The organism is Mumia sp. ZJ430 (assembly GCF_011751845.1).
Taxonomy (GTDB): Bacteria; Actinomycetota; Actinomycetes; order Propionibacteriales; family Nocardioidaceae; genus Mumia.
The window spans coordinates 665,198-682,777 of the sequence record NZ_JAAHFK010000002.1 but is presented as its reverse complement, the minus strand read 5'-3'; the positions used below and the strand labels follow the sequence as shown (position 1 = coordinate 682,777).

Genomic DNA, 17,580 nt, shown 5'->3' with positions numbered 1-17,580 from the left:
GAGACCCGCGATGTTCAAGAATTTCTGGTACGCCGTCGAGTTCAGCGAGGATCTCCCCGCCGGGACCCCGAAGAAGGTCAAGCTTCTCGGACAGCAGCTCGTCATCTACCGCAAGTCGAGCGACAACAGCGTCGTCGCCATGTCCGACCTGTGTGTGCACCGTGGTGCGGCGCTGTCGGGCGGCGAGGTCAAGGACGACTGCATCGTCTGTCCGTACCACGGCTGGGAGTACGAGCCCGACGGGTCCGTGCGCAAGATCCCCGCGCACCCCGGCAAGGGCATCCCGCGCAAGGCGCGCATCGACGCCTACCCGGTCCAGGAGAAGCACCGCTTCATCTGGATCTACATGGGCGACCTGCCCGAGGCCGAGCGCCCGCCGCTGCCCGACTGGTCGGCCATCGACGACACCGAGACCTACCGTGCGGTCACGGGTTCGTTCCTCTGGAAGTCCAACTACGAGCGCATCCTCGAGAACGGCGTCGACGTCGCGCACACGCCGTTCGTGCACGGCGGCGTCTTCGGCAACAAGGAGAAGCCGGAGGTCCCCGAGTTCGAGATCGAGGAGTCGGAGTGGCACTGCAAGGTGTCGGTCAAGCTCAACCCGCCGAACTCCAAGGGCATCTGGGGCATGCTCAACCCCAACAAGACCAAGGACCTCATGAAGCGTCCGCAGGTGCCGGTCTCCACCACCTGGTGGCTGCCCAACATGATCCTGCTCGAGGTCGACACCCCGATGGGCAAGCTCAAGATCTTCGACGTCAACATCCCGATCGACGAGGAGACCACACTCGTCAAGTTCGTCGCGCTGCGGACGTTCTTCAAGGGCAAGTGGGCCGACCGTGACGCGCGCCGCCGCGTGTTCAAGGTGCTGTACGAGGACGAGGCCGTCGTCAACGGGGTGCGCCCCGAGCTCCTCCCGTTCGACCTGTCGGCAGAACTGCACGTCAAGAGCGACTACAACGCCGTGCTCTACCGCCGCCGCCGTCAGGAGCTCATCGACAAGGGCTGGTCGGTCGAGGGCAACACGATCGTCGGCGAGGGCCCTGCCCGGGTCGAGGCGCGCGTGATCCCGTCGCCGACCCGCAAGGAGGTCCCCGAGCTGGCTTCGGCGTGGAACTTCAAGGAGGTCCGCAGCAAGGAGCTGCTCGGCAAGCGGGTCGAGCGCGAAGAGCGCGGGGACGTCCCGCGCACCGACAGCACCAAGACGACGACGCGTGAAGAAGAGGTCCCCGCATGAGCACCACCGAGTCCGAGGCGTCTGTGAGCCTTCCGCGCGGCTTGTGCGAGCGCGCATGGGAGCGCATCGTCGCCGAGCGTGGCTTGGTCGAGGTGACCGCCGACGACGGTTCCGCGTTCCGTACGCTCACGTCGCCGATGACGCCGGACCCCGTGGGTGACGTTCGCGTCTTCGTCCCGACCGACGACTCCAACCCGATCGGCAAGGTCGTGTACGTGGGCCTCGCGGTCGACATGATCGGTCTGGACAGCCACATGGTGTTCGCGTTCGCTCGTGACGGACTGCCGATCCCGCACTTCACGCTCGACTCGGTCAAGGGCCAGGGCACCTACGCGTTCCACCTCGATCTCATCCCGCGGGCCGACCTGGGCACGCACCTGGCCTACCTCGACTGGGCGCACGAGCCGCTGACAGAGACGTACGAGGAAGTCGAGACCTGGGAAGGCTTGACCAAGGCCGCGATCGGTCCTCGCCAGAACGCCATGATGTCGCCGTGGATGCTCGTGCACCGCGCCGACGCGGACGCGTTCGTCTCCATCGAGAGCGCCGTCACGACCTACCTCGAGCACTGGTTCGGTCTGCTCGACGCGTCGGTGCCCGCCGAGGTGCTGGCCGACGTGGCCGACACCGACCTTCCGGCACGTGACGCCCGCAACCGGGCGCTCATCTTCAGCCCCGAGGTCGACAAGGTCTGGGCGCAGGTCGCTCGCCTCATCGGTGACGACGCCGCCGAGGACGTCCGGGCGCACTTGCTCGACAACGAGGTGCGCAAGTGACGGCGACCAGCGAGACCGACCAGGAGTCGGTCGACACGAGCGCGTGGCAGCAGCGCATCGAGGGGGAGTGGCACGGCCGTCCCGCGCTGTTCGACCCCGAGGGCAACCACGTGGGCTTCGAGCGCATCGCACGTGCGAGCGTCATCGAGGACGGCGTGGCGCGCTACTGGATGCGTCCGACCCTCGAAGGCGCCGGCCCGCTGCGCAACCGGTTCCAGCTCGGCGCCGACTTCGACTTCCGCATCGTCGACTCCGACGAGAATCGTGTCTACTGCGGTCCGGACTTCTACGGGACCGGCCAGCCGTACGGGTTCTTCGTCGAGGCCAACTACTACTCGCCGGGCTGGCAGGCCGACCTGCGCACCTGGAACCAGGTGCTCCCCGACGGCGTGACGCAGGTCTACTCGTCGGTCCTGCACGACGGCTGGGCGGTCTGCGCGGTCTTCAACGGCGTCTACAAGCGGACGCTCGACCACGACACGAACCCCGAGACGCAGGCGTTCGTCGACGAGTGGATCGCGGCCGAGACCCAGCGCGGCCCGACGCCTCAGGTGCTTCCCACCAAGGAGAAGGGCACCTGGACCGGGTCGCTCTCGGTCGAGGACGCGGCTACCCAGAAGACGCTCGGCCAGACCCAGGTGCAGATCGAGCACGAGCCCCTCTCGCTCCTGCGGACCCGCCAGCGCGTCACCTGGAGCGGCGCGCTCGACCGTTCGTATACCTTCGAGCGCTACCGCGACGGTGCCCGCACCCAGTACGAGGGCGACGTCTTCGGCAACGCCGTCTCGTACGGCCGTGCGCTGTTCACCACCCAGCACCTCATGGGACCCGACGCGCGCGGTGTCGAGAAGATCCGCGGACGCGAGTTCCTTCTCGACTCCCAGACGCGTGACCTGTCGGTCGTCTGGCAGCTGTTCTCGGGCGAGCGCACCACCCACTTCCTTCACGGCCTGCTCACCTGGGAGCCGGCGTGACGGAGTCCAGGGTCGTCGTCGTGACCGGTGGGACCCGGGGCATCGGCCTCGGGCTCGCCGGCCAGCTCCTCGACCGAGGGTGCCGTGTCGTCGTGTGCGGACGGTCCTCGGCCGCGGTCGACGCCGCCCTCGCCGAGCTTGCGCCACGCGGTGGCGACCGCATCAGCGGCATCCCTGCCGACGTCACCGACCGTGAGTCCCTGCAGAAGCTGTGGGACCACGCGTCGCAGACGTTCGGTCGCGTGGACGTGTGGATTAACAACGCCGGCGTCTCGGCGCCGCGTCGTCCGCTCCCGGAGATCTCGGCGGACGTCACCGACACCGTCGTCCGTACCAACCTCGTCGGTGCGATCAACGGTTGCACCGTCGCGCTGGCGGGCCTGAGTGCGCAGCCGGGCGGCGGATGGATCTGGAACATGGAGGGCTTCGGCTCCGACGGGCAGCTCCAACCCGGGATGGCGATCTACGGCGCGAGCAAGCGCGCGGTCACCTATCTCACCGCGGCGCTGGTCAAGGAGTCCAAGAACACCGACGTCCGCGTCGGCTACCTCTCCCCGGGCATCGTCGCGACCGACCTCCTCGTCGACGACTACGACGGGCAGCCTGAGGCGTTCGAGAAGGCTCGCAAGATTTTCAACATCCTCGGCGACCGGGTCGAGACCGTCACGCCGTGGCTCGCCGACCGCGTCCTTGCGGCCAGCAAGAACGGTGCCAGGGTGGCCTGGCTGACCCGGTCGAAGGCGATGGGGCGCTTCATGACCGCGGGCTTCCGCAAGCGCGACATCTTCACCCCGACCGAGCGCGAGGAGGCCTGATGGCAATCGATCCCTGCACCGAGTACGGTCTGGCTCTTGCGATCCAGGACTTCACGCCCGTCGTGCTCGCTGGCGCCGGTCTCGTTGTCCTCGCCCAAGCGCTGGGCAAGTCGATCCCCGCCGTACGGGTGGGAGCGCTGCTCGGCGGCCTCGTCGTCACCGCCGGTGGCCTCGGCAAGGCGGTCTGGAAGCTGCTCGTCGCCGGACCGTGCATCGAGATCCCGTTCCTCGAGCAGATGCTGTTCCCATGCCTCGCGATCGGCTTCTCCGCGCTCGCGTGGGCCCTGGCGAGCGTGTACGTCGGCAAGGTCGTGTCGTGGGCGCCGTTCGCCCTGGTGCCGTTCGTCGGCGCGTGCATCTCCGGAGCTGCGCGCAACCTCACCCCGATGCTCGCCATCGCGGCGCTCGCTGCGGTTGCGGTCGGGGCGATGGCCTCGGCGCTCGCCGCTCGTCACGGTGACCAGCTCGGCCGCTGGTTGTTCCTCTTCTATCTCGTCGGCACGCTCGTGCTCCCTCCGCTGGCGGCTCGGCCTCATCAGACCGAGGCGCTGCAATGGATCGAGCAGCTCACCAACACCGGTGTCCAGCTCTGCTTCCTCATCGGTGCGCTCCGGCTCAGCAGGCGTCTCCCGCACGCCGAGCGTCCCTCCGTCTCCGAAGGAGCCTCCCTCTCATGACCGACCGCCTCGGCTACCGCCGCAAGTTCGGGGTGATCGCCCCGAGCACCAACACGATCGTCCAGCCGGAGTTCGACTCGATGCGGGTTCCTGGCGTCACCTCCCACTACGGCCGGATCCTGATCCGCGACGGCCGGATCGCCGACGACGAGGGCATGCAGAACCTCCTCGTGCAGATCCGCGCCGCGATGGCCGACTGCGTCGAGGGCATCATGACGATGGAGCCCGACTACATGGTCATGGGCATGAGCGCCGAGACCTTCTGGGACGGCGTCGAAGGCAACCGCCAGTTCGTCCAGCAGATCAAGGACCTCTCCGGTGGCCTCGGTGTCGCGACGGGTGCCGAGGCCTGCGAGCGTGCGCTGCAGCTGTTCGGTGCCAAGAAGATCGGCATCGTCACGCCGTATACCCCGATCGGCGACGAGAACGTCCGCAAGTTCTTCACCGAGCTCGGCTTCGAGGTCGGCAAGATCAAGGGCCTCAGCTGCGAGAGCGCGGTCGCGATCGCCCACGTGAGCGAGCAGACGCTGCGTGAGGCGATCCTCGAGGTCGACGAGCCCGACGTCGACGCGATCGTCCAGTGCGGCACCAACCTCTGCATGGCCGAGCTTGCGGACGAGGCCGAGCGCTGGCTGGGCAAGCCGGTCGTCGCCATCAACGCCGCCACGTGGTGGATGGCGCTGCGCGAGAACGGCATCGAGGACAAGATCCACGGCTACGGGTCGCTGCTGCGCGACCACTGATCCTCCGTGTGGGGCCGGAGTTCCCCCGGCCCGGCCTCGCACGGTGTTCCACGCGAGGATGCCCCCCGAGCCATGCGGCTCGGGGGGCATCCTCGTGCGGGTGACGCCTGGTCACATCCGCATCACGTCCGCGGGCAAGAGGTGCCAAACGCGGGACAGCGTTCCAGTCAGGAGGTTACGGTGCGGCGGACGAGGTCGGCTCGGACTCGAGCGTGATCTGGTCGAACGGCAGCATCGGCTGCACCGCAGGGAAGGCCCAGAGGAACAAGATGGCGACGAGCGTGACGAAGAGCGTGAGGGCGAGCAGCGCCTTGACGGCGCTCGGTCCTGGCAGGACGCGCCAGAGTGCTGCGTACATGTCATGCCTCCGTTCCGGAGCGGGTCTCGATCAGGCGGCCGTGGACGATCAAGCGCTCGCTGGATCCCCAGCGCGGATTGCACGTCACGATCGTGATCCGTGCCTTGCGTGGCGTCGCGTTCGGCTTGTCGGGCACCGGATACAGGACGCCGACCGCGGTCGGTGCCACGATCTCCGTGCGGTCGACGACGTAGGTGTAGGTCGAGCCGACGGCCTCCACAAAGATCTTGTCGCCCTTGCGGACGCGGTCGATGTGGGCGAACGGTTCGCCGTGCGTCGCCCGGTGACCGGCGACGCCGAAGTTGCCGACCTGGCCGGGCAGGGCGGTGTCGGGGAACCGTCCGGGACCGCGCGCGAGCTGCTCGTCGGACACGCCTTCCACCACGACCCACGACCAGTCGTCGCCGAGCCGGGGGATCTGCATGACCGCGACGCCGGCGCCGGTGGACGGTCGTACGGGCGCGGTCGGCGCCGCCTTGGAGGTGGCGGGGACGGCAGCCGCCTGCTGCTTGAAGTCGTCGCGCAGATCGACCTGCGCGGCGGCTGTCTGGACGTCGCTCCAGAAGACCAGGTAGACGGCGAAGAGCAGCACGACGACGCCGCCGGTGACCAGAGTCTCCGCGGCGGTTCGGGCGAGCGTCCTCACGACGTTGCCGGACCGGTTCATCAAAATCCTCTCGGATATATCATTGACAATATCGTCTCTGTGAATCAGCCTATCCCTACTTGCACTCCGGATGTGTGCAATGCAGTGGACAGGACTGCGACTGAGGTCGGGTCTCTCGGGACCCCCTACCCGAAGAAGGAGAGCGGGTAGATGAGATCGAAGAATCGCGTCGTCGCCCTGCTGGCTGGAGCCAGCATGCTTGCGACGACAGCAGTCGTCCTCGGAGCCGGGACCGCTGCTGCGGTCGCGCCCACCGGTGGATGCTGGGTCTACTCACCACCGAGTGGAGCTGACATCGAGGACACCACGCCAGCGAGCAACACGTCGTCGTCACTTGCTCCGTGGAGTGATGGCGCTGCCGACTACAACCTCACCACCAGTGGGGGCACCACCGTCGGCAGCACACGCAACTTCTCGCTCGTATTCGACAAGGGTCCGAAGAACGGTGGACCGCCTGCCAGTGGCACGGCGTACTACTACTTCTCGGTCAACGGGGTCTCCCTCCCTGCGATCACGAAGGCGTTCTCGGCCGGTGGCGGTGCTGTGATCCCCGGTGACACCATCACCGGGACGTTTACGATCACGGGTGCTGGCGCCAACACCGTCAAGCTCCGCAAGGTGATCTACGACATCCCGACGTTCCTGACCCGCGTCAACTGCAACGGTCAGAGCACGGGCGTGGCCGGCGGGGTCAACCCGGCGACCACTCCGGTCGACACCAACATCACCGCGAGTTTCTCAGCGGTGGGGCCGACGGCCACCGTCAGCGGCATCACCAACCAGGTGGTGACCAACGCGGCGCGCAAGAACGACGTGATCAGCTTCGGCGTCACGAACTTCTCGGCGGCCGGGACGGGCACGGTCGAGCTGTGCAACGTCAGCGGGACGAGCTGCGACGCCACGTCGTCGAGCGTCACGATCGCTGGCGACGGCTCGGGCTCGGGCACGATCGCGGTCGGGGCGACCCCGACCACGGGATCGCGCTCGATCAAGGTCACCTCGGGTGGTGAGACGAGCTTGACTCCGATCACCATCCTCGGTGACGTGACCGTCTCGACCAACGTCGTCGGCGGTGGCGCCGGCACGGTGGTCACGGTGACCGGCAGCAACTGGGATCCGAACCAGCCGGTGACGGTCGGTGGCTACAAGAACGGCCCGCCGTTCCCGCCGCCGGCTTCGTCGGATGCGACGGTCTCGACGACCGCCGACTCCGCAGGCAACATCTCGGCCTCGTTCATCGTGAACGATGCAGGGACCGCGTTCATCGGCGCGAGCCGTATCCACGCGGCCGGCCCTCCGCCGGTGGCCCTCTTCGGCTCGCAGGCCTTCACCTTCTCGGGTGACACCTGCACGGCGAAGCAGGGATCTGCGGCCACGGGCAGCTGTGCGCTGCTCGAGACGGTCGAGCTGACCGTCGTGGCCGGCGACCTGAAGATGTCGAAGGACGCGGGCAAGGTCCTGATGTCGGGCGTCACGCTCGACGGCACGGACCAGACCTCGACCGGCGACCTTCAGAACGTCACGGTGAAGGACTACCGCGGCGGCACGCTCGGCTGGTCGCTCGTCGGTCGCTTCTCGGGCCTCAACGGTCCCGCGAAGCCGGCCGGTGGCAACTTCACCATCGCCCCGACCGCCCTGTCCTGGACGCCCACCTGTGCGCCCCAGGCCAACAGCGACGACACCGTCGTCGCGGGTGCAGCGGGCTCGTTCGCCGATGCTTCGACCGACCTGCCGCTCTGCGCGGTGGCGACGTCCGGCCTCGGCGCGAACGGGACCAGCGGAGGCGACGCCGTCGCCGACGCCGGGCTCTCGCTCGAGGTCGGTTCCAGCCAGGCGGCCGGTAACTACTCCGGCCTCCTCACGCTGACGCTGTCGTGAGCCTGCTCTCGACACGTCATCTGTCATGACACGCACCACGTAGTACAGGTCCGGGTGGGCACCGCTTCAGCGGCGCCCACCCGGACCACCACGTCCCACCGGCCAGGAGTTGCCGACCGATGACTCGAGTGATGCGCCACGTGCGCGCCCTGATCGCCTTCGTCGTGCTTGCCGTGGCGATGGCCCTTCTGCCGTCGTCCGCGCACGCCGCTGACAACGGTGCTTGGTCGGTCACTCCCACGCCCGGCTCCGAGTCGTCACCGACGCCTCGGAGCTACTTCGTGCTCGAGGGCGCTCCCGGCACGACGCTCACCGACAAGGTGCGCATCCGCAACTACACCAACCGCCCGCTCACCTTCACGCTCTACGGAGCCGACGGCTACAACACCGAGCAGGGCGGCTTCTTCGCGCTTCGGACCCTTGAGCGTCCGCAGGTCGACGTCGGTGCCTGGACCAAGCTCCCTGTCCAACAGGTGAAGGTCGCCCGCCGCACGCAGGTCGATGTGCCCATCACGGTCCAGATCCCCGAGAACGCGACGCCGGGCGACCACGTGGGCGGGATCGTCGCGCTCAACGGTGCCGTCGAGGGGACGACCGAGTCCGGCGGCATCGACGTGGGCATTAAGCGTGCGGTCGCGGCCCGGCTCTATCTGCGCGTGAGCGGCCCGACGACCCCCGCGCTGAAGGTCAGCGACGTACGTCTCGAGCACGACCGTGGGTTCTTCCCCTGGTCAGGATCTGGAAAGGGCAGTGTGTCGTACACGGTCGAGAACACCGGCAACCTTCGGTTGTCTCCGGAGAGCGTGATCAGGCTCTCCGGCGTCGCGGGTCGTGAGCTCGACGAGGTCGAGACCGCCGCGGTCGTCGACCTGCTCCCGGGGCAGACGGCAAAGCTGCGCGCGGACGTGTCCGGTGTCGGGTGGGCCGACCGTGTGTCCGTCGACGTCACGCTCGCGACGCCGGAGGGCGTGCGAGACGTGGCGTCGACGACGGTGTGGATCGTCCCGTGGCCGCTCGTCCTGATCCTGCTCCTGCTCGTCGCAGGTTCGACGTGGTGGTGGCTGAGGCGACGTGCCGAACGACGGCGCGCCTTCGAGGCCGTCGCGACCGCACCGAAGCTGACGATCGCGACCGGCCGGTGAGGGCGGCGCGCAATCTGGCGATCCTCTTCTCCCTCCTCGTGATGCTCGGGGTGTCGGGTGGTGCATGGACCCCCGTCCTCGCCGAGGACGAGCCCGCCACCGGCCTCACGGCGACGGTCACACCGGGCACCGCCGCGTATGCCGAGCGGGTGAAGGTCAAGGGCTCCGGCTGGCCGGCGATGACGCAGGTCCAGGCCGTCGTGTGCGGCGACCTGGCGATCGGCGGGTCGGCCGCGTGCGACCAGACCACCGCCGTGCTCGGCGTGGCGAACGTGGATGGCGACGTCGACATCGACATGGTCGTCGGCAACCCGCCGCGGCCGTGCCCGTGCGTCGTGCGCCTCGCCTCGTACACCGGTCCGGCGCTCGCCGTCGACATGCCGATCGTGATCGACGGGCACCCCGTCGGCACACCGCCGACGCCCGTGCTCCCGCTGCCGAACCTGCACGTGAAGGACATCCGGCTCGAGGGGAGCGGTGGCTTCTGGGGCTTCTTCGGCGCCGCCCCGGCCCGCAAGCTCGTCGTGACGATCGAGAACCGGGGCACCGCCCCGGCGGTGAACCCTCCGATCAAGATCGGCGTGGGCCAGTCGGAGCTGACCGAGCCGTCGATCGGTGTGGGCCGCGACCTGACGATCGAGCCGCTCCAGAGCGGCCGCATCGAGATGAACGTGGAGCTCCCGTTCGCGGCGTTCGGCACCTACCACGTCGTGGGCTCGATCGGCGAGGGCGACCTTGGGACGACCTTCGAGACGACCTGGGGGGCGTACCCGTGGGGTCTCGTGACGCTGACCGTCTTCGCGGCCGTTCTCCTCGGCCTGGGCGTGCTCGTACAGGCGAGGGACGTGCGACGGCGCCGTGCCGGCCGGGTGCCTGCGGAGACGGCGGCGGCGCTGACGAGCCGACCGTACGGGCTCCCCGACGTCGTCTATGTCGACGCGCTCGGCGGCTTCCTCGTGAGCCCGAAGGCCGTCGGGAAGTCGCGCCTCATCAAGCAGCTCGACGGGCGCCTCGAGAGTCAGGACCTGCAGGCGCTGTTGCGCGATCCCGCTCTGGCCGAGGGGAGCCTCGTCCAGGACGTGGGTGCGGGCACGAACGGGGCGGGAGCGGCCGTGGTCGACCTGCTCGCGCTCGATGCATGGCTGCGTCGCCGCCACCCCACGACGGAAGCGCCGGAGGGCGTTTCGGACTCCTCGGGCCCCGTCTCGGCCGATGCCGTCGTCGACGTGGACGCGGTGGACGCCTGGCTGACCCGACGAGACGGCAAACAATCTTCCCAGGCGAACTAATATCGTATATTCTAGCCGCCAATCGTGAGCGGACTGGAGGGCGAATGCGGCATCAGAAGGACACAGCAGGCAGCGCGGATCGATCGTTGGTGATCCGCGCGAGCGCGGCGCTTTCCTGCTTCGCGCTCGCCCTCGTCGGCTGTGGCAGCGTGATGCCGGGCGCGGTGGTCGGCGACGGCGGCACGTCGGCGTCCGCCGAGGGAGTCGGGCCCGGTGTCACCGGTGACGCTGTCAAGGTCGTCTTCGTCGGGGTCGATCTCGCCGGAGTCCAGGAGCTCACGGGCTTCAAGACGGCCAACGCAGGCGATCCCAAGAAGCAGGTCGAGGCCCTCGAGAAGTGGGTCAACGACAACGGGGGAGTGGGCGGGCGTCAGCTCGACGCGGTCTTCCGGATGTACGACGCGCAGGCCGACTCGCCGGCCGCCGAGGAGCAGCTCTGCAACAAGATCACGCAGGACGACCAGGCCTTCGCTGTCGTGCTTACCGGCCAGTTCCAGAGCAACGCGCGTCCCTGCTACGCCCAGCGCAAGACCTTGGTGCTCGACGCCACGCTCGTCGCCACCGACGACGCCACCTACAAGGAGCTCTCGCCGTACCTGTGGTCGCCGAGCTATCCCTCGTACGACGGGTTCGTCCGCGCATACATCACGACCCTCAAGGATCAGGGCTTCTTCAAGGGGCGCAAGAAGGTCGGCGTCGTGGCAGCGGACAACCCGATCAACCGCGCCACGATGGAAGAGATCGCCCTCCCGATGATCGAGGAGGCCGGTGTCAGGCCCGAAGTCGCGTGGGTCGACACCACTGACCAGGGCAGCCTGTTCCAAGGCAACGACCAGGGCGCGGTGACCTTCCGCAGCGCAGGGATCGACCGGGTGATGTTCCTCGGGGGCGCCCGGCTCGCGTCGATCTTCGCCACCGTCGCCAGTGCGCAGAACTTCAAGGCCCGCTACGCGATCTCCACCTTCGACAACCCGACGTTCTTCGTCAACAACCCTGACACCGTGCCGCCCGAGGTCCTCAAGGGCATGGTCGGCGTCGGCTTCGCCCCCGCACAGGAGGTCGCCGACGCGCAGCTGCCGTTCCCCGGCACCGATGCCGAGAAGAAGTGCATCGACATCTACTCGAAGGCCGGGATCACGTTCCCCTCGCGGGAAGCAGCGCGGGTCGCCCTCCCGTACTGCGACGCCGCGCTCCTGCTTCAGGCTGGTGCCACCGACCTCACCGACAACCTCAACGCAGCCGCGTGGGGCGCCGCGGTGGAGAAGCTCGGCTCGGCGTTCGTCCCGGCTACGGGCTTCACCGGAACCGGACGTCACGCTGCGTCGGGTGCCTACCGGGTGCTGCGGTTCGACAACGACTGCCACTGCTTCGTCTACGAAGGGGGCGACGTTGATTTCCCGACGTCGTAGCGTCACCTCGTACGCGCCGCGCCCCGGAGCTCCTGCACTCGCGTGCGAGGGGATCCAGTGCTCGTACGGTCAGGTCCAGGTGCTCTTCGACGCTGGCCTGGTCGTCGAGGAGGGCGAGATGGTCGCGCTCCTCGGCCCGAACGGTGTCGGCAAGAGCACGATGCTCAAGGTGCTGGCGGGGCTCCTCAAGCCGGATGCGGGCAGCGTTCAGATCGGCGGCGTCGACGTCACCACCGCGCCGACCCGCGAGCGGATCGCGCGCGGCCTCGGCCAGGTCGTCGGTCAGGCCACATTCAGCTCGTTGACCGTCACCGAGAACCTCCGCATGCACGCCTACACGATCGAGGACAGGGCGTGGGCCGACGAGGCGGTCGACGCTGCGCTCGCAGTGTTCCCGCGGTTGCGGGCCCGCCAGGATCAACCCGCGTCCACGCTCTCCGGTGGTGAGCGGCAGATGCTGGCGCTCTCCAAGGCGATCGTCCAGGACCCGCGCATCCTCGTCGTCGACGAGTTCTCGCTCGGGCTCGCCCCGGTCGTCGTCGGAGGACTTCTCGAGCTCGTCCGGCGCCTCAACGCGCGCGGCACGGCCGTGCTGCTCGTCGAGCAGTCGGTCAACGTCGCGCTCTCGCTGGTCGACCGCGCGTACTTCATGGAGAAGGGTCAGATCGTCGCGACCGAGACGGCGGCAGAGCTGAGCGCCGACCCTGACCGGGTGCGCGAGCTCATGCTCGGCGGCCACGTGGCGGTGGCCCAGTGAACGCCCCGGACACCACTCTCGCGCTCGGCGTGATGGGCTTCGAGCTCGGTATCGACCGGATCCTCATCGGTGTCTTCACCGGACTCACGTACGGGCTGCTGGCCGTCGGCCTCGTGCTCGTCTACCGCTCGAGCCGCTTCGTCAACTTCGCGCACGGCTCGATCGGTGCGTTCGGCGCCTCCGTGCTCGGCCTGCTCGTCGTCGACTGGGGCGCCCCCTACTACGTCGCGTTCCCGGTCGCCATCGCCGTCGCCGCCCTGCTGGGCGCGGGCATCGAGGTCGGTGTGGTGCGTCGGCTCGCCGGCCGCCCGAGTCTCATCGGGATGATCGCGACGCTCGGCCTCTCGCAGTTCATCCTCATCATGGCGCTGCTGCTCAACAGCGACGGGGTCAGCGGCTTCACGTTCCCGATGCCGCCGCTGCTGCCGTCGTTCACGATCGGCAATCTCCCGGTGACCTCCGCCCACGTCGCGATGGTGCTGCTGGCACCCGCGGTCCTCGTCGGTCTCTCGCTGTTCCTGCACCGGATGCGCCAGGGGATGGCCATCCGCGCGGCCGCCGACGACGCGGACACTGCAGCACTCGAGGGCATCCGCGCCCCGCGGATGGCGTCGTACGCATGGGCGATCGCCGGCGGCATCGCGGCGCTGTCCGCAATCCTCGTGACTCCGACGACGGCCGGGCAGTCGATCGACACCCTCGGGCCCGACCTCCTGCTCAAGGGCCTCGCCGGCGCCGTGATCGCGCGCATGACGTCGATCCCCATCGCGTTCGTGGCTTCCATCGGCATCGGGGTCCTTGAGCAGGTCCTGCTGTCGAACCCAGACACGCGCGGGCTGGTCCCCGTCGTGCTGGGCATCGTCATTGTCGTCGCGCTCCTGCGCCAGCCGACCCTCGGGCGCGCCGACACCGATCGGGGCGGCTGGCGACGTGTCGGTGCCCCGCCGGTGCCCGCGGAGTACCTCACCGTGCGGGGGATTCGTCTCGCGCCGTACTTCCTCGTCGGAGGCTGCGCGACGATCGCCGTCGCACTCGCTTATGTCGTCAGCAACGAGACCGCGTCCGTCCTCACCACCGTCGCGGGTTTTGCGCTCGTCGGTCTGAGCGTCGGACTCATCACCGGCGTCGCAGGCCAGCTCTCGCTCGGCCAGTTCGCGTACGCGGGCATCGCCGCGGCGGTGTCGGTGCACCTGGTCGATAGCTGGGGGAGCTTCGTCCTCGGCACGATCGGCGGCGTGCTCGCTGCTGCCCTCGTCTCCGCGCTCGTCGGCATCCCGGCACTGCGCCTGAAAGGGCTGGCGCTCGCCGTGTCGACGCTCGCGTTCGCGCTCGCCACGACGGCATGGGTGCTGCGGCTCGACATCTTCCTCGGTGACGGCGTGTCGCCGGCAAAGCCGTCGTGGTGGGGCTACTCGATGGAGCTCGCCCGCGACTACTACCTGTTTGCACTGCTCATGCTCGCGATCGGCATCTTCGTCTCGGCGAACCTGTGGCGCGGCGGCTTCGGGCGCTCCCTGCAGGCGCTGCGCGACAACGAGGACGCCGCACGAGCCTTCACGGTCCCGCGGACGCTGCGCAAGCTCCAGCTGTACGCCGTCTCGGGCGCTCTCGCCGGGCTCGGCGGCGTCGTCATCGGCCACGGGCAGACGACGCTCACGGTCAACTCGTTCCCAGCATCCGCGAGCATCGACGTCGTGGCCCTCACCGTCGTCGGCGGTCTGGGGCTGGTCGCAGGTCCGATGGTCGGTGCGCTGATCATCGTCGGGCTTCCGGGCATGGTGGCGCTCGGGATCCCCGGACAGGCCCTGCTTGCGATCGGATGGCTGCTGGTCGTCGTCCTGCTGCCCGACGGACTCGGCGGAGTGGCGATGCGGATGCGTGACCGCTGGTACGACCGGCTCGCCAGACGAGCCGGGATCGATCCCCTGGTCGCGCGCGCCGAGCCCGACGTCACGCAACGCTCGCCGCTGCAACGCTCGGCGGCGTTGGACGGTCTGTTCGCGATCGACACCGAGGATATGGAGGCGGGTCCCGACGCCGCGCCGCTGCTGGTCGTCAACGACGTCAGTCGCCACTTCGGTGGTGTGGTCGCGGTGGACCATGTCGACCTGGCCGTCAGGCCGGGCGAGATCGTGGGGGTCATCGGACCCAACGGTGCCGGCAAGACCACGTTGTTCGAGATCGTCGCCGGGTTCACCAAGCCCGACACCGGTATCGTCCACTTCGGCGGCCACGACATGACGCGGGCGACACCCGAGCGTCGCGCGAACGAAGGACTCGTGCGCTCGTTCCAGGACGCCGCGCTGTTCCCGACCATGACCGTTCGAGAGACCGTGATGGTGGCGGGGGAGCGGACCGCACCGAGCAGCCTGCTCGCCGCGACGCTCGGGACGCCGCTTCCCGATCGGATGAAGGCGCGCCGAGCCGACGAGCTGATCGACCGGATGGGCCTCGGTCCGTTCGCTGGTCGCACGATCTCTGAGCTGTCCACCGGCACGCGGCGGGTCGTGGAGCTGACGTGTCTGCTCGCGCTCGAGCCACGCGTCCTGCTCCTCGACGAGCCGTCGGCGGGCATCGCTCAGAACGAGTGCGACGCCTTGGGTGACCTCTTGCTCGACATCCGCCGCGAGCTGGGCACGGCGATGGTCATCATCGAGCACGACCTGCCGCTGCTTGCACGCCTGTGCGACCGGATGGTCGCCATGAACCTCGGCCGGCTCATCGCCGAAGGCACGCCCGACGAGGTCCGGACACATCCGGACGTCGTCAGCTCCTATCTCGGCTCCGACCATGCCGCAATCGCGCGGTCAGGCCCTCAGCTTGCCAGCGTGGCGCCGTTCCCTGCGGGGACGCCATGACCCACCGACCCACGACCCGTCCGCCCGATCCCACGACTCGGAGAACGAATGCCATGACCCCCAGGATCTCGACTCTCTTCCGGGCGGTGGCTGCTGCAGCCGCGCTCGGCCTCGTGATGCTCGTCGGCGCACCCGCTGCGACGGCAGCGCCGTCGCTCGACATGGGTTCCAGCTCGGGCCTGAAGGACGGGCAGAAGGTCACCGTCAAGGCGTCCGGCTTCGCGCCCAACCTCAAGAACATTGCCGTCGGACAGTGCAAGGAGGTCCAGAAGGGGCCCTCCGACTGCAACCTCAAGGGTGGTGCGACCTTCCGCAACGCCGACGCCAACGGTGCCATCGCGGACGTGACGATCACGCTGGCCGAGAAGTTCGGATCCATCGACTGCGCCAAGGAGACGTGCGTCGTCGCCGCCGCCCCGCTTCCGACGTCTAGTCCTGCCGACGTGGTTGCCGCCAACACCGTGTCGGTCAAGCTGACGTTCGGCGCCGCCGCATCGGAGAACACGCAGACGTCGGACGACACCTCCGCGACCACCCCCGCTCCGACCGTTCCCGAGAGCGATGACGCGAACGCGCTGCCCAAGACTGGCGGCACCGACAGCCTTCCCGTGCTTCTGATGGGCGCGGGCGTGCTGCTCATGGGTGGTCTGGGCGTGCTGCTCGTGCTCCCGCGTCGGCGTCACGGGATCAGCGCATGAGGGCCCTGGGTCGACTTGGCATCGTCGGGCGCGTGGCCGCGGCCCTTGGGCTCACGGTCGGTTCGCTCGCCCTGGTGTCGAGCCCGGCCGCAGCGGCCGAGGGCGTGCCGGCGACCGGCAAGACGACGTTCACGTGCAAGCTGTCGACGTTCCCCGAGTTCCAGTACGTCAGTGACATCTCGGTCGCTGGCTACCGAGCCTCGGTGGGCGGCCCGGTGACGCTTCGCGCGACCATGAGTGACTTGCCCGGAGTGTCTCCGGCGCCGCTGAACAACTATCAGATGGATACCACGCTCACGCTCGACGTCGACGGCAAGGAGGTCGTCCTCAAGGGCGGCGCCAAGGTGACAGCAGCGGCACGGGCGCCCATCCCGTTGCCTGACCTCGAGGGTGTGACGACGTCGGACAAGGCGGAGCTCGCCGTCACCGTGAAGGCGTTCAAGTTCGACTTCCCGGTCCTGCAGATGGCGGGTCCCTGTGCCGGTGAGCAGAAGCTGTCGACACTGACTGTCGGTGACGGAAGTGCGCCGACGACGCCGCCGACGACGACGCCGCCGGCGACGGCGCCGCCGACAACGGCGCCGCCGACAACGGCAGAGACCACGCCGCCCGCAGGCAACCCTGGCAAGCCCGCCGAGGGCACCGTGAAGTTCGCGTGCACCCTCTCGCTCGGCTCGAAGTTCGACTACAACGCCAAGATGTCCGTCTCCGGCTACCGCGCGGCTGCGGGCGATCCGGTCACGCTCCAGGCGACCATGAGCAAGCTGCCCGGCATCGCGCCCGTGCCGATCGACGGTTCGATGGACTTCACGGTTGACCTGTCTGTCGGGGGTACGGCGACAACCCTCAAGGCGACCAGCACGGTCAATGCCGCACCGAAGGCAGAGGTCGCGGTCCCGACGCTCAAGGGTTCGGTCAAGGCGTCCGGCGACGAGCTCGACGTCACGGCCAAAGCGTTCATGTTCAACTTCCCGTCTGCGGGGATCGGCGCGGAGTGCACCGGCAACGGAGCGCTGTCCAAGCTCGGCGTCAGCAGCGAGCCGCCGGAGGACGATGGCGGAGGTGGCGGGGACGACACGCCGTCGGGCGACACCCTGCCCAAGACCGGCGGCACGAACTCGCTCCCGGTGATCGGCCTCGCCGCCAGCGCGCTGATCCTGCTCGGGGCCGCAGGCATCGTCTGGTTCCCCTCGCGCCGGAGCACCCCGACGAGCGGCTGAACCGGCAACGCCGCCCGGCCCCCATGGACGGCGGGCTCCCTGCGTACCTGTCACCGTCAGGGAGCTCGCTCTGTACGACGAA

Annotated in this window: 16 protein-coding genes; 14 read left to right on the top strand and 2 right to left on the bottom strand. The window is 68.8% G+C overall.

What is annotated here, in order from left to right; translation table 11 throughout:
* Positions 1–10: 10 nt before the first annotated feature.
* The 6 genes from HCT63_RS09835 to HCT63_RS09810 are packed head-to-tail and all read left to right on the top strand — an operon-like array spanning position 11 to position 5,222.
* Positions 11–1,237, top strand: coding sequence for an aromatic ring-hydroxylating dioxygenase subunit alpha (locus tag HCT63_RS09835; protein WP_167003639.1), 1,227 nt, complete (start codon positions 11–13; stop codon positions 1,235–1,237).
* The gene (locus HCT63_RS09830; RefSeq protein ID WP_208322358.1) at positions 1,234–2,013 is read left to right on the top strand and encodes a hypothetical protein; all 780 of its coding nucleotides are present in this window, start codon (positions 1,234–1,236) and stop codon (positions 2,011–2,013) included. Before HCT63_RS09835 ends, HCT63_RS09830 begins: the two co-directional genes overlap by 4 nt.
* The gene (locus tag HCT63_RS09825; RefSeq protein ID WP_167003637.1) at positions 2,010–2,987 is read left to right on the top strand and encodes a hypothetical protein; all 978 of its coding nucleotides are present in this window, start codon (positions 2,010–2,012) and stop codon (positions 2,985–2,987) included. Before HCT63_RS09830 ends, HCT63_RS09825 begins: the two co-directional genes overlap by 4 nt.
* Positions 2,984–3,802 (top strand): SDR family NAD(P)-dependent oxidoreductase, encoded by an 819-nt coding sequence (locus HCT63_RS09820; protein ID WP_167003635.1) that lies wholly within the window; start codon positions 2,984–2,986, stop codon positions 3,800–3,802. Before HCT63_RS09825 ends, HCT63_RS09820 begins: the two co-directional genes overlap by 4 nt.
* Positions 3,802–4,479 carry a hypothetical protein gene (locus tag HCT63_RS09815; protein ID WP_167003633.1) on the top strand — a complete coding sequence of 226 codons (678 nt, stop codon included), beginning with the start codon at positions 3,802–3,804 and terminating at the stop codon, positions 4,477–4,479. The genes HCT63_RS09820 and HCT63_RS09815 overlap by 1 nt, the downstream gene beginning before the upstream one ends.
* Positions 4,476–5,222 carry an arylmalonate decarboxylase gene (locus HCT63_RS09810; RefSeq protein ID WP_167003631.1) on the top strand — a complete coding sequence of 249 codons (747 nt, stop codon included), beginning with the start codon at positions 4,476–4,478 and terminating at the stop codon, positions 5,220–5,222. The genes HCT63_RS09815 and HCT63_RS09810 overlap by 4 nt, the downstream gene beginning before the upstream one ends.
* A 175-nt stretch (positions 5,223–5,397) precedes the next feature.
* Here the strand turns inward: HCT63_RS09810 and HCT63_RS09805 are convergent, their stop codons facing one another.
* Positions 5,398–5,580, bottom strand: coding sequence for a hypothetical protein (locus HCT63_RS09805; protein ID WP_167003629.1), 183 nt, complete (start codon positions 5,578–5,580; stop codon positions 5,398–5,400).
* A 1-nt stretch (position 5,581) separates the two neighbouring features.
* On the bottom strand, positions 5,582–6,247 hold the full coding sequence (locus HCT63_RS09800; protein WP_167003627.1) for a class E sortase: 666 nt from the start codon (positions 6,245–6,247) through the stop codon (positions 5,582–5,584).
* A 150-nt stretch (positions 6,248–6,397) separates the two neighbouring features.
* Between HCT63_RS09800 and HCT63_RS09795 the strand changes: the two genes are divergently transcribed.
* The 8 genes from HCT63_RS09795 to HCT63_RS09760 all read left to right on the top strand — a co-directional run bounded on the left by HCT63_RS09795 (position 6,398) and on the right by HCT63_RS09760 (position 17,498).
* Positions 6,398–8,125, top strand: a complete 1,728-nt coding sequence (locus HCT63_RS09795; RefSeq protein ID WP_167003625.1) for a hypothetical protein — start codon at positions 6,398–6,400, stop codon at positions 8,123–8,125.
* Positions 8,126–8,244: 119 nt separating this feature from the next.
* Positions 8,245–9,267, top strand: a complete 1,023-nt coding sequence (locus HCT63_RS09790; protein ID WP_167003623.1) for a DUF916 domain-containing protein — start codon at positions 8,245–8,247, stop codon at positions 9,265–9,267.
* Complete coding sequence (locus HCT63_RS09785) at positions 9,264–10,556, top strand: hypothetical protein (protein ID WP_167003621.1); 1,293 nt, start codon at positions 9,264–9,266, stop codon at positions 10,554–10,556. The genes HCT63_RS09790 and HCT63_RS09785 overlap by 4 nt, the downstream gene beginning before the upstream one ends.
* Positions 10,557–10,645: 89 nt before the next feature.
* Positions 10,646–11,965: an ABC transporter substrate-binding protein gene (locus HCT63_RS09780; RefSeq protein ID WP_167003619.1), complete on the top strand. Its 1,320-nt coding sequence runs from the start codon at positions 10,646–10,648 to the stop codon at positions 11,963–11,965.
* Positions 11,946–12,722: an ABC transporter ATP-binding protein gene (locus HCT63_RS09775; RefSeq protein WP_167003617.1), complete on the top strand. Its 777-nt coding sequence runs from the start codon at positions 11,946–11,948 to the stop codon at positions 12,720–12,722. The genes HCT63_RS09780 and HCT63_RS09775 overlap by 20 nt, the downstream gene beginning before the upstream one ends.
* Positions 12,719–15,580, top strand: coding sequence for a branched-chain amino acid ABC transporter permease/ATP-binding protein (locus tag HCT63_RS09770; RefSeq protein ID WP_167003616.1), 2,862 nt, complete (start codon positions 12,719–12,721; stop codon positions 15,578–15,580). The genes HCT63_RS09775 and HCT63_RS09770 overlap by 4 nt, the downstream gene beginning before the upstream one ends.
* A gap of 53 nt (positions 15,581–15,633) precedes the next feature.
* Positions 15,634–16,278, top strand: a complete 645-nt coding sequence (locus HCT63_RS09765) for a neocarzinostatin apoprotein domain-containing protein (protein WP_167003614.1) — start codon at positions 15,634–15,636, stop codon at positions 16,276–16,278.
* Between the two features lie 32 nt (positions 16,279–16,310).
* Positions 16,311–17,498 (top strand): LPXTG cell wall anchor domain-containing protein, encoded by a 1,188-nt coding sequence (locus HCT63_RS09760; protein WP_167003612.1) that lies wholly within the window; start codon positions 16,311–16,313, stop codon positions 17,496–17,498.
* The last annotated feature ends 82 nt before the right edge of the window (positions 17,499–17,580 follow it).